Origin of the sequence: Nitrosomonas sp. (assembly GCA_031316255.1) — a bacterium.
In the GTDB taxonomy this organism is placed as follows: Bacteria; Pseudomonadota; Gammaproteobacteria; order Burkholderiales; family Nitrosomonadaceae; genus Nitrosomonas.
Genome location: JALDQW010000001.1, coordinates 2,782,447 through 2,795,904 on the forward strand (window position 1 = coordinate 2,782,447; position 13,458 = coordinate 2,795,904).

The 13,458-nt window shown below is 45.4% G+C and carries 10 protein-coding genes; 1 reads left to right on the forward strand and 9 read right to left on the reverse strand.

Features of this window, described 5'->3' with window-relative positions:
* Window positions 1–68: 68 nt before the first annotated feature.
* On the forward strand, window positions 69–5,162 hold the full coding sequence (locus tag MRK00_12435) for an Ig-like domain-containing protein (protein MDR4518177.1): 5,094 nt from the start codon (window positions 69–71) through the stop codon (window positions 5,160–5,162).
* Window positions 5,163–5,204: 42 nt separating this feature from the next.
* Here MRK00_12435 and MRK00_12440 read toward each other — a convergent pair whose 3' ends face one another.
* The 9 genes from MRK00_12440 to MRK00_12480 form a co-directional block, all read right to left on the reverse strand.
* On the reverse strand, window positions 5,205–5,930 hold the full coding sequence (locus MRK00_12440; GenBank protein ID MDR4518178.1) for a glycosyltransferase: 726 nt from the start codon (window positions 5,928–5,930) through the stop codon (window positions 5,205–5,207).
* A gap of 180 nt (window positions 5,931–6,110) precedes the next feature.
* Window positions 6,111–7,094 carry an NAD-dependent epimerase/dehydratase family protein gene (locus tag MRK00_12445; protein MDR4518179.1) on the reverse strand — a complete coding sequence of 328 codons (984 nt, stop codon included), beginning with the start codon at window positions 7,092–7,094 and terminating at the stop codon, window positions 6,111–6,113.
* 58 nt (window positions 7,095–7,152) lie between these two features.
* A complete protein-coding gene (locus MRK00_12450; GenBank protein ID MDR4518180.1) occupies window positions 7,153–8,211 on the reverse strand; it encodes a phytoene/squalene synthase family protein in 1,059 nt (352 codons plus the stop codon).
* A gap of 109 nt (window positions 8,212–8,320) precedes the next feature.
* Window positions 8,321–9,580: a diaminopimelate decarboxylase gene (lysA, locus tag MRK00_12455; protein MDR4518181.1), complete on the reverse strand. Its 1,260-nt coding sequence runs from the start codon at window positions 9,578–9,580 to the stop codon at window positions 8,321–8,323.
* Window positions 9,580–9,756 (reverse strand): lipoprotein, encoded by a 177-nt coding sequence (locus tag MRK00_12460; protein ID MDR4518182.1) that lies wholly within the window; start codon window positions 9,754–9,756, stop codon window positions 9,580–9,582. Before MRK00_12460 ends, lysA begins: the two co-directional genes overlap by 1 nt.
* A gap of 96 nt (window positions 9,757–9,852) precedes the next feature.
* Window positions 9,853–10,479, reverse strand: coding sequence for an ABC-type transport auxiliary lipoprotein family protein (locus tag MRK00_12465; protein MDR4518183.1), 627 nt, complete (start codon window positions 10,477–10,479; stop codon window positions 9,853–9,855).
* Window positions 10,476–11,378: an MlaD family protein gene (locus MRK00_12470; GenBank protein MDR4518184.1), complete on the reverse strand. Its 903-nt coding sequence runs from the start codon at window positions 11,376–11,378 to the stop codon at window positions 10,476–10,478. The genes MRK00_12465 and MRK00_12470 overlap by 4 nt, the downstream gene beginning before the upstream one ends.
* Window positions 11,351–12,160 (reverse strand): ATP-binding cassette domain-containing protein, encoded by an 810-nt coding sequence (locus MRK00_12475; protein MDR4518185.1) that lies wholly within the window; start codon window positions 12,158–12,160, stop codon window positions 11,351–11,353. Before MRK00_12475 ends, MRK00_12470 begins: the two co-directional genes overlap by 28 nt.
* A 6-nt stretch (window positions 12,161–12,166) precedes the next feature.
* On the reverse strand, window positions 12,167–13,297 hold the full coding sequence (locus tag MRK00_12480; GenBank protein ID MDR4518186.1) for an ABC transporter permease: 1,131 nt from the start codon (window positions 13,295–13,297) through the stop codon (window positions 12,167–12,169).
* Between the last annotated feature and the right edge of the window lie 161 nt (window positions 13,298–13,458).

Here is a 13,458-nt window from a genome sequence, read left to right on the forward strand (position 1 = left end):
AATTTTCATACCCTCTAATATTTGCATTGACATGTTTCACCTGGTTTATCAGCGCCGAGGAGAAACTAATGCAAATTCTAGAGCGCCATCATAAGCAATGTAAAAATGAATCTTTCTCATCAAAAACAATAGTTAAATATGTATTTCTGTTATTACTCGTAGGGGTTTTAGAATTTCCGCTTGCACATGCCGATGAAGCTATCGTTTACACACGGTGTGAACGTACAACGACAGAGTTTGATCTTACTGCTAATGTCACCATAAATGGTCAGGCGCAAACAGTTACAAGACGTATGACAGGTTTGGACGTCTATGATGTGTTGCCCGATGTGACCAATTTCCTCACTAATTTCAGTGCGCCCTGTGATTTAATTTATCGTGATCCGAGTGGTGTAGAAACCATAATTTTCGATTGTTCTTCAGGTTCGACACAAAACTCTTCATGTGCTGCACTTGATCCCACGGTTTCTTTCGATGGTAAAACAATAGCATTTACAGTTTTCCGCGGTAGCCTGTTTAATTATCGGGAGAATATTCATTCACAGGTTCTACACCCGGAGGCTGATCCCGTTAATCTAGGCTGGATAGAATTGCCCAATAAAAGACTGGCAACAGAGGGTGCTCATCTGCACTTTTATAATATTTCAACCGGAGCGCTCGTTGGAATGCCGTATCAAGCAGGCATCTATGATTCCGGGCCTGCATTTATCAGTAACGAGCGTATTGCATTTACTTCGACCAGAGACGAACATACAACGACAGTGGTCTGGGGATCTACTGCGTCAAAGTTGGGTACCCGTATCTGGACCGTTGACGTGGACGGTAAAAATCCCGACTTGGCAAGCCATCATTCGCTATCACAGGAACAGCATCCATTCATGCTAAAGGATGGGCGCTTGGCCTATTCAAGCTGGCAAATTTTTGGTGGACTACCATTTCGTTACGGAAACGGAAAAGTGGGCGGTTTTACAACAATTGACAATTTGTTTCATATTTACGCCCAGGATCCGGATGGCGCAGGTAATTTCCCGATTTACGGACAGCATAGCGGCGATCATCATCCAAGTTATTTTGGCGTAGACCATAAGGCATCGCATTTTATTACGCAGACGAGCGATGACCGCATCTGGTTTGCTGATTATTATCGTGGCAATAATAACGGTCTGGGATCGCTCGTTGGTGTGATGCCTGAGCCGAAAGGCCAGGAAGGCATTGGTCCGCACGAAGCCACAACGCATGCCGATATCTTTGTGCCGCGCGATGGAATTAACTTTGCTTCCTGGGCGCATAGTTATGACAAGTCATCTCATCCGATGGGTAGCCTTGGCGGTCAAATCGTTAATCATCCGAATTATACCGATCCACTGCCATTTGCCGGTAAATTGGGTCACCCGGCTGCATTACCGAGTAATGGCCTGATGATGGCATGGGGAAAAGGTTCGTGCAGTACAGTTACTAGTAATCAAGTTTTTTCAGAACTTGGTATGGTTGCGCCGCCGTTAACAAATGGCAGCGGTAGCGGCGTGGCCATGAATTTGATTACATCGCTGGGTCTGGATACGCCAGGGTGCGATGTGGGTCTCTATCGCGCCACCCGGATCCCGTCGCAGCATCCAAGCGATCTGGAGCTCATTGTTGATTCGCCGGACTGGCATGAGATTATGGGGCGGGCAGTTGTTCCGTACTTTGTCATCCATGGTGTTGATCGACCGGCAGTCATTGAGCGGGCGGATGTGCGCACCACCCATGCGAGCCTGGAAACGGGTACACCTTTTGGGCTGCTCGGCGCTGCGTCGGTTACCGATCGTGAAACCGATCCCAGGGACGGGATACATTTTGCCGGAGAGCATCAATTTAATCTCCAGGGTACCGACACCATTGATTATACTGATGATGATCTGTGCGGCGTGCGTATACTCGGCGTTATGCCGAACCGGAGCAGGAATACAGTAAAAGACATTGCCAACATTACTGGAGAGCGGGTTTCAATTCTGGGTGAATTTCCGGTATTAAACCGCAGTACAGATGGCAGCCGCATCATCGATCAAAGCGGTCATCCCGATACCAGTTTTCTGGTGCGCATGCCTGCAAATATGCCGTACTTAATGCAGGGCGTGGACTGTGACGGACGCACACTGAATACCGACCAGACCTGGCAGAGCCTGCGTCCCGGCGAGCAGAAAACCTGCAATGGCTGTCATGTGCATTCAAGACCGGCGCGCACACAATTTGAGACAACGTTTGCGGCAACATCGGCGTATAGCATTCCGCGCCTGGGCGAAGGCACCGTGCCGCTGCTGGCGGGTAAATCGGGCAATGCTGTTCAGACGCGTACAGTACCGGGTTACGGCATGCGTATTGAATTCACCAAGGATATCAAACCTATTTTTGATCAGCATTGCATATCGTGTCACGGTGGCAGTGCGCCGGCTGCGGGACTTGCACTTGATGTTACCGGCGGCGACAACAATACACAAAACTCCACCTGGTGGTGCCTGGTGGCCGATAATAGTCAAAGTTGCGTCGCACCGGAAAACCAGACGGCAACAGGTAAGGGGCCTGCAGGAACAACTTTCAGGCGCCCGCAGCTGACGCGTTATATCCGTGCATTCAATTCGCGCGGCAGTCTGCTTTACTGGAAGGCGGCGAATCATCGCACAGACAACAGAAGCGATGCGCAATATGCGGATGATATTGATTTTGGAGGTACCCCCCATCCCACTACGATCAGTGCACAAGAGCTCGGTTTGTTGTCGCGATGGATCGATATTGGCGTGCCGGGTGGAACGCAGGAATTGAAAGACACCCAGAAACCGACATTGCACCTGGCGTCGGCCGATGGCAATGGTGGCGTATCGCGGTTACATGTGGGCACCGTTGATCTGGGCAGTGGTATTAATCCCAATAGTCTTATGGTGTGTATTCTGGGGACCGACGGTAGTTGTAATAATCTTGCAGGCGCTGCTGAAAAACATGGCGTTACCGTGGTTGATCTGGGCGGTGCGTTGAGCGATCCTGATGTTGAAATCTACGCACGTGTGAGCGACCTGGCAGGTAACACGACCGAAGTTTACCGCTCTGTAAGCTGGTTTTTGAACAATACTTCAGGCGTACCCGGAACGGGCGACACTAAAGCACCGAATATTTCAATAACCAACCCAACCGGCGGTGAAGTCTCGGGTGTTATTCCGGTAGCAGTCAGTTATTCAGACAATGTGGGTGTAGTGTCGGTAGAATATTATGTGAATGGTGCGCTTCACGGCAAGAGTACCCAAGAACCATTTGCGTATACGCTGGACACGACATCATTAGCCGACGGTCAAAATACATTAAGTGCTATTGCATTTGATGCTGCGGGCAACCAGGGTTCTTCCGGAGTTACCTTCACGGTGAATAATGGCACTTCAGGTGGAGGTGGAGGTACAAGTGAAGGTGTGGTGATTAGTATTGTTTCGCCGACGAGCGGAGTGGTGTCGGGTACTATTCCGGTGGAATTGAATTATTCGGATACAGCAGGGATAGTGTCAGTTGATTTATATATCAATGATCAGCGTTATGGCACAGATACCCAGGCGCCGTTTATGTTTAACCTGGATACTGCGACAGTTGCTGACGGTGATTATGTATTGACGGCTCATGCCTTCGATGCAAAGGGTCAGCAGTATATTTCCGGTAACGTGGCGATTACTGTAAGAAACAATTCCAGCTCGTCCGATACGCAAAGCCCGAGAATCGGGATTACATCGCCAATCTCTGGGGAAGTGGTTTCAGGCATCAAGCCGGTGACGTTCAATGTGTTTGACGATGTCGGTGCTGTCCGGGTTGAACTTTATGCCAACGGCGTGTTTGCAGGCGCAAGCGAAGATGCACCGTTTACGATCAACTGGGATACGACGCAAACGGCAAACGGTCCGGGGTATATTCAGGCATATGCCTTTGATCAGGCTGGCAACAAAGGCGTTTCATTCAAGTTCAGTATGATAGTCGACAATAACAATGCTGCTCCGGCGGTGGATGCAGAGGCGCCGGTCATCAGTATCGTCAGTCCGGTTGCGGGAACGGTATCCGGAACGATACCGGTTGATTTCAGTTACTCGGATAATGTTGGCGTGGTATCGGTGGATCTGTATGCAAATGGACAACTTGTCGGAAAAAATACCCAGGCGCCATTTACATTCACATTGGATACGAATGCAGTTGCAGATGGCGATTATACGCTCACTGCGCATGCATTTGATGAGGCCGGCAACCAGGGTGCTTCAAACGTTGTAGCAGTTACGGTGGATAATATTCCATCGGATACACAAAACCCGAGAATCGGGATTACATCGCCAGTCTCTGGAGAAGTTGCTTCAGGCATCAAGCCGGTGACGTTCAATGTCTTTGACGATGTCGGCGCTGTCCGGGTTGAACTTTATGCCAACGGCGTGTTTGCAGGCGCAAGCGAAGATGCACCGTTTACGATCAACTGGGATACGACGCAAACGGCAAACGGCCCCGGTTATATTCAGGCATATGCCTTTGATCAGGCTGGCAACAAAGGCGTTTCATTCAAGTTCAGTATGATAGTCGACAATAACAATGCTGCTCCGGCGGTGGATGCAGAGGCGCCGGTCATCAGTATCGTCAGTCCGGTTGCGGGAACGGTATCCGGAACGATACCGGTTGATTTCAGTTACTCGGATAATGTTGGCGTGGTATCGGTGGATCTGTATGCAAATGGACAACTTGTCGGAAAAAATACCCAGGCGCCATTTACATTCACATTGGATACGAATGCAGCTGCAGATGGCGATTATACGCTCACTGCGCATGCATTTGATGAGGCCGGCAATCAAGGTGTGTCAGCCACTGTATTAATTTCTGTCAATAATGTGGAATTAGACACATTAGCGCCTGTGATAAACGTATTCAATCTATATGATGGCTTGACGTTGCAGCCTAAAGAAGTGATAAATGCATCTGCGACCGATGATACAGGTGTTTCTCAAATGGCGTTATTTATAGATGGTAGTCAGGTGATGGTTAGTCAGGGTGATGCTATAAGCTATCAGATAAACCGTAAAGGTAACGGGAATAAGATAAAACCACATGTTGTATCTGTCGTAGCCAGTGATTTTGCAGGTAATGTTACTACGCAGAAGGCTAATGTCTATTATTAAAACGTCAAAGGCTGCCGGAGAACCGGTGGCCTTTGAGTTGTGTTAACGTCGCCCATCATACCATATGGGTAGTTTCGATTTATTTTGCAATGTCTTACGCGGGTTCATGAGAACTTGAAAAAATTGACTTGCTATTTCACGCCCTGAATACAATTTAAGTTTCCGAGCAGATGTGACTAGCGGATACCGTGTTAGGATAGTAAATTTAAGGCCGTGCTTGCGCCCCCATTTTTTTAGTGATCGACTCAGGGTAATTTCGTCTGCTGCGTATAAATCCTGATCAAAACCACCGACTTGTTGAAATGCATCTTTGCGGCAGACGATCAACGCACCTGACGCCCAACAGAATGTAACTGAAACTAAGGTCCAGATCTTTAAAATTGTTGCGCCCCACCACGGGGAGCTGGGCATTAGCATAACGCTGCCGCAGCCAACATATTTGCCAGACTCAATCAATTTCAGTATATCAGTGATCATGCCCGGATTGAGTAAGCTATCTGCGTCAACAAAGAGAAGCCAATCGCCCTTTGCGGCTGCGGCGCCAGCGTTACGTGCGCGCCCAATTTGATTAATTGACTCAAATACTACTTGTGCGCCGAATTGCCTGGCCAGTTCGGCTGTCTGATCTGTAGAATTGTTGTCGACGACAATAATTTCATATGAAAAACCAGTGCTGCGAACGCTGTCGGCCGACTCTGAGACTGATTTAAGACAATGCATAATCAAACGTTCTTCATTAAATGCTGGGATAATAACGGAAAGATGCATAATTAAGTTTTGAAAAAATTCTCATTAAGATAATTGGATTGGCTAATTTTCAAAAAAAAGCTGTAGGTTGTAATGGGATGTCAAGAGCAGTATAAACGTAACGGATAAAATTGGAAGGTTTGTGAAGGCTAGTTATTGTAAAATGTTTTTCCCTGTTCACCACGTTCTTTCAAAAAGCTTTTAATAACCATTTTTCTGATACCATTTCACCGCATCTTGAAGTGCTAATCTGGCTGGGCGGTATCGATAACCAAGTTCACAGATGGCCTTGTCGCTGGTAAAGTACATGAGTTTTTTTGCCATGTGAATACTGTCCAATGTTGCCCGTGGCTCCTTATGTGTGATCGCGGCAATTTTTTCCATAATCCATGCGATTGGCAGCATTACGTTGATGGGAAGACTTATGCGTTTTTTTCGTTGGCCGAGGATGTCATCAAGTGTTTCGAGAATTTCGAGCAAGGTCAAGTTTTCCCCGCCCAGGATATATCGTTCGCCGGCGTTCCCTAGTTCGCATGCCAGCAAGTGACCGTGGGCAATATCATCGACATGCGCAATGTTCAATCCGGTATTGACATACGCAGGCATTTTGTTGTGCATGACATCTAGTACGATACGTCCGGTTGGTGTGGGACGGATGTCTCGCGGACCGATTGGAGCGGAAGGATTGACAATGACCAGTGGTAATTGATGTTGAACTGTCAATTCGAGGACTGTTTGCTCGGCAATATACTTTGAGCGTTTATAAGGCCCGTTAATTTTTTCTAGGCAGGAAGGTGTTTCTTCATTGGCGGGTGTTCCGTCAGAAGTTAAGCCCAAAGCTGCAACGCTACTGGTATAAATAATGCGTTTTAGTCCCGCATTTGCCGCTGCGATGATTAAAGCTTTTGTGCCATGGACATTGATATCAAACATGGTTTGTGGATCAGGCACCCATAATCGGTAATCCGCAGCAACATGGTAGAGGTAATCACACCCTTTAACTGCATTTTCCAGAGATGGATGGTTGCGCAAATCACCCTCGATAATTTCAATAGGTAAATTTTCTATATTACGCCTATCGCTGCTGGGTCTGACTAGCAGCCGAACATCGTGACCTGCTTTCAGTAAACAGTGCATGACCGCAGAACCGAGAAAACCTGTAGCACCCGTAACTAATGATTTCATAGATGTGATTTCACATTACCAATTATAGCTGACTATTTTTTTGCATTTTATAGTGTGTTTATTTTTTAAGGAATAAGTCATCGGGCATATCGGTAACCGGGAGATTCCGCGCAGTCATTTTGAAAAGTTGAATCAACACCCAATCGTTACTGGCAAAAAGACTGGTGGTCAGAATCGTTGCTTTAACAGTGCGTCGTGTAATTTTTACCTGATTGCCGTTTTTAAAATCACGGTGGCAATTAATTTTATTCAAGGTTAAAATTGCCATGCCCAATGCCCATAGACAGAACTTGCGTATTCCCTTTTCATGGCTTGGAATCATGCAGGTATAGGTTAGTGCATTTTGTAAATGTTTTCTGGCGACGCCTATCAGATCGGCCAGACCTTCCTGAAAACGGGTGTCTGCGTGATCGGGACTTAAATCCCGAAGAATAAAACCTTTTTCGAGGAAAATATCCTGTGGTAGCCAGCAGGCACCCCGCTTACGGTCGTCCCAGATGTCTTTCAGAATATTGGTCATTTGTAAGCCCTGGCCAAATGAAACAGAAAGTTTCATTAATTCAGATTTGTTTTGGTTTATTTCTGGCGAATAATCACAAAACAGCTCAGTGAGCATTTCTCCTACAACGCCAGCCACGTAATAACAATAGAGATTCATGGCAGGGAGATCTTTGAGACCGTCGAGTGTTTCTGTGTCCTGATAGTCTGCCATACCGCGGCTCATGATTCGTACACAGCGTTCTAGTGCCTTGCGCTGTGAAGTATTAAAGCTATGGGTGACGCGAATAACCGCAGGTGTGTTTTTAATTAAATCATGCTCAGCTGGAATAGTATGGTCTGAAAGCAGCGGATAAAGTTCATCGACAAATTGTTCAGCTGCGATATTGCCGCTCACCACTTCGGAAAACATAGCAGATAAGTGGCGTGTCTGTTCTGAAGTCAGTGCATTGTCATCTTCTATTGTGTCAGTAATCCGACACAATAGATATGCATTACCGATAACTTTCCTAAGTGCTACGGGAAGTTGCGGAATTGTCAGTGCAAATGTACGAGAGACACCCTTCAAGATATCATTTTGATACTGTGTGTCATTTAGGCTCGGCGGTTGACTGATCATTGTTGATTTTATGAATATGAAGCTAGAATATTACTACAATACGGTATCTCGAACTCGGATTACCTGAGCATATTCGATGATTGTTGCGAATGATTATGTTGATTAACATTTAGGCAGGTAAAATTGTTTCTTGAGCAATCAACTGGTCAATGGTTTCACGCTCTCTGATCAGGTGAATTGTATTGCCATCAACCATAACTTCTGCAGCGCGAGGGCGAGTGTTATAGTTCGAGCTCATACTCATGCCGTAAGCGCCGGTCGACATCACCGCGAGCAAATCTTTGGACTTTAAATTGAGTTTTCTGTCATGCCCTAGAAAATCTCCAGTTTCACAGACGGGGCCGACAACCTGGTAATTACAAATATCGCCTTCTTTTCTTTTGATAACGGGTAAAATCTGATGATACGCTTTGTATAGTGATGGACGCATTAAGTCATTCATGGCTGCATCAACAATTGCAAAATGACGTTCAGGGGTATGCTTGATATAGGCCGTTCGTGTCAGTAACAAACCAGCATTTCCTATTAATGAACGACCTGGTTCAATTAACAAACGTAATTTAATTGTACCCAGTGTTTTACGTATTGCTGAAACATAGTCTTGGATTGAAGGGAGTGTTTCATTTGAATAGCGTATACCCAAACCTCCGCCAAGATCGAGATGGTTTATCTGTAATTTGTTGGATTGTAGCCGTTGCAGCAGGTTAACTAATTTTTCGCCTGCTTGTACGAATGGATCCAGCTCTGTTAATTGTGAACCAATATGACAATCTAATCCGGTGAACCGAATATGTGGGAAAATGTCTGTTGATAGATAGATATGCTCGGCTTCTTCTATTGGGATGCCGAATTTATTTTCTTTTAATCCGGTTGAAATATACGGATGTGTTTTGGCGTCTACATCGGGGTTAACCCGCAGGCTGACAGGGGCTGTTTTATTCATAGCGGCTGCAATCTGATTAAGCATTTGCAATTCAGCAATGGATTCGACATTAAAGCAGAGGATATCTGCGGCCAACGCCACACGCATTTCATCCGCCAGCTTGCCGACGCCTGAAAAAACAGTTTTCCGCGGGTCTCCCCCGGCCTTGATGATTCTTTGCAACTCACCACCGGATACGATATCAAACCCACTACCAAGCATTGAAAGCACATTGAGAATGGCAAGATTGGAATTGGCTTTTACCGCATAGCAAATTAAGAAATCATCGTCGGCAAAGGCTTTTTCAAATTCATGGTAGGCGGCTGTCAAAGCAGTGCGTGAATAGACATAGCATGGTGTTCCAAATTTTTTGGCGATTAATTCCAGCGGAACTGACTCGGCATACAGTGAATTTTGGTGATATTCAAATTGGGGGAAAGTACTCATCATTCAGTTTCATCTTTAATAGTTGCGGCAGCAGGGGGTGTTGTTGGCGCCATCGAAACTGGTGGTTCTTCATTATCAGGCAGATAAAGCGGTCCTTTATTACCACATGCGACCAATATACCTAAAGCCATTCCAGTACAGGCAGTCAAGAAAAAATAACGCACCATCAAATGCACAAAAAACCTCCTTTATTTTTTTAAGTTAAGGATACTACCATAACGCATTGCAAGATTTGTCCTGATTGTTTTTTGAACCTGATACGCGGTAAAAATCTATAATTTGCTCAATTCAATATTCAACCACTGGATTAATTCGTCCATTAATTGATTGCTGGCAATGGAAAAAGCATTGACGGCACCTGTGGCATCGGGCGATTGAGCCATCTGCTGTGCGCTAAAGACTTTCTGGGCAATCAGCCGGTGTGAATTGTTAACAAGACTGGCTTGAAAACGTATGACAACCCGGCTATCTGTCAACGTATCGAATATATGTGAGAAATCTTCGAGTTCGATATGCAATTCATTTTCCACGATAGCCATACTGCTGTCCTTGATAATCAAGTGATTGGTATCGGCCGCAATTTTTTGTTTAATCTGTTGTGTTAACAGAAAAGCAGGGGGCGAAGACCAACGGCTATTTGAATAAGCGTATGACTGAAAGGGATTATGATAGGCAAGACGATAGTAAATAGCTTGTGTGTCCAGCCAGAGTGGGGCGGTGGTGTGCGTGATCAGAATTTTTTTTCCGCTTTTGGCTGCTGGTTGATCAAGTTGGTTATTTTTCGCAGAGGTGTCCGCTATGAAGTTGAAAGTGGCAACGGTTGTATTCGGTTTAGGAAAAATTGTACATCCTGACAGCAACACGATAACAGTAACGAATACGACAAATAAAATTTTCATCGGATATTTCCAGAAGGTGCAACAAAACCGTCTTCACCGGGGCCTGGTGGTGATGACGGGCGTCCTAGCAACAGCATTTGCGGATTTTCTTCCAGTTGTTGTAGAACACGATCCAAGTTTTGTGAATTTCGGACAAGACCACTACTGACTTTACGTAACTCGGGAATGGTTGTTGCCATTTCTTGTGCGCTGGTTGCAAGACTGTCGATAATTCCACCTTGCTGATTAACGCTGCGCATCGACTGGTTGATTTCGGTGAGCAATTCATCGAGATGTTTTACCAGAACACCGGATTCAGCGGTTAAATGTGTCATTGATTCAAGTATGGGTTGTAAATTACCCGCGATGCCGTCGAAATTACGCGATGCTTTTTCAATATTTATTAGAATGCTTGAAATTTGCGCCTGATTGTCGTCATTGAGAAGTTGATGCATTTTAATCACCAGTTCGTTGACGTTGTTAAGAATATTTTGACCATAACCGGTTACTTCATCCAGCAATGACGGACGCATGGGTATGCGTGCATCCTCCGGTAAAACCTCAGGGGAAATTTCCTTGTCATTTCTAAGCTGGACATAAGCCAAACCGGTTATGCCCTGATAACCCAACTGAGCATAGATATTCTTGGGTAATTTGATGCTGCCGTCGATAACAATATCGATCAAAATCTGTTGCATATTTTCGGGGTTAAAAAAAATCCGGTTTACTTTGCCGATATTTACGCCACGGTAATATACCGATGCCTGCAACCCGAGACCTGTAACCGATTCCTGCGACACCACTTGATAGTGATCATGCTCAATAGAGTCGCCTTTAAACCACTCGGCAATAAGAAGTGCAGCAGCGCCAAAACAGATCACAAAGAGACCTGCTATGAGGGCATGGGCCCGGTTTTCCATGAAAGTTCCCTGTTATCGATATGTTGATATTTATCCCGAATACTTTTAAAAAAGCTTTTGATAAATGGGTGCGTGTGATGGCATATTTGTGCGAGCGTTCCTACAGTAATAACCTGTTTATCAGCCAGAACAGCAATGCGGTCAGATAAATCAACCAAGGTATCGATGTCATGCGTTACCATCACAATTGTTAAATCCAGTTCTTTGCGCATATCCTGAATCAATTGAACAAAGCTCTCGCTTAATTGGGGATCCAGCCCTGCAGTCGGTTCATCCAGAAACAGTAATTCCGGGTCGAGTGCGAGTGCACGCGCCAGTGATACGCGTTTAATCATGCCACCGGACAAGTTTGCCGGCATCTTGTAAGCGTGTTCCGGTTCAATGGCGACCATGTTGAGTTTGATCATTACAAGCTCATGTATTGTTTGTTCATCGAGAGTGCGCAATTCGCGCAGTGGTAATGCAATATTGTCAAAAACGGTTAAGGCACTAAACAGGGCGCCTTGTTGAAATAAGACTCCTGTTCGATTGCGGATACTTTTACCCAAAGTAAAATCGCAATTATACCGTGAACTGCCAAACACTTTGACGTTCCCTTTTGTGGGGCGCTCAAGTCCCAGTATCTGACGTAACAGTGTGGTCTTGCCACTTCCTGAACCACCGACCAAAGAAAGCACTTCACCTTTTTTAACATTCAGATTCAAATCCTCATGGACAACATGCTGATCAAATTGCGTATGCAATCCTTCTATTTCGATAATGTAAGGAATTTGGTTTGTCATGCAAATTTATATAATCCCGACGTCTGAAAATACAATAGCGAATATTGCATCGATAATAATCACCACAGTAATCGATGTCACAACAGAAGTTGTCGTGCCTTCTCCAAGACTTTCTGTGTTCGGTTTAACCCTGAGGCCAAAATGACACGCGATAATTGCAATCACCATACCACAGACTGCGCCTTTTCCAAGTCCGAGCCACAAGTTTGCGATCGGGACGGCATCCGGTAACGCATGGATGAAATAGTAATAACTGAGTCCTAACTGGATTTCAGCAGCAATAATGCCGCCTAGAAGGGCGATGGCGCTGGTCCACAGTACGAGTAACGGCATTGCCAAACCCAGCCCGATAATTTTGGGAAAAATCAGTCGTTGGCTATGCGAGATACCCATAACCGTTAATGCATCGAGTTCTTGCGTAACCCGCATGACACCGAGTTGAGCCGTCATTGACGAACCGGATCGTCCGGCAACGAGAATTGCAGCCAGTAACGGACCCAGTTCCCTGATAATACTGATGCCAAGAATATTGACGATAAAGACATCAGCGCCAAACATTTGTAGCTGGTCCGCGGATAGATAACTGAGTACTATGCCAATCAGAAATCCTACTAAAGCGGTAATCCCTAAAGCCTGAGCGCCTGTACGGTACAGATTGGCGGAAATTTCTCGCCAGGGAATATAACCGGGGTGCCGCAGAAAAAATAAACTGTCAAGCAGTAATTGACCGATCATCATAATGACGCTGATCATGTTTTCCCATAACAGGAGTGCTTGTTTACCAATCGAATGTACAGGCCATAACAGATCTTTTTTTGGAGTTTCAATTTTTTCAGTTGGCAAGTTTTCAATGCTTCTAAGCATTTTTTCATGTTCCGGCCGCAATATTAATTGATGGGGGCGTTGTGCATTCCAGGCTTTCCATATCAATACGATTCCGGCGGTATCCATGTGATGAATGCCGCTTAAGTCCCAGCAAAGATCAGAATTTTTTGCGTGTTGACTCAGTTCAGACGAGAGTGCTTTAAACTGTTTTTCGATGGTGACAAGGGTAAAATCTCCAGTCAAAAGCAGACGTGCTGAATCGTTTTCATGAATTAACTGACACCAATTGTTGTTTGATTGGGTTGTGTTCATTGGCATCAAAATTTAATTTAACAGTATGGCGTGTCTGGAGTTGGAGAATTTTTTGAGTCTTGGTGAATTATAGTGGGTATGGCATTATCTGCAAATGAATTGCGTAACATATTTTAATTCTGCTTTGGCAGATGCTCCAGAGTAGCTTGCCGTCGGATGGA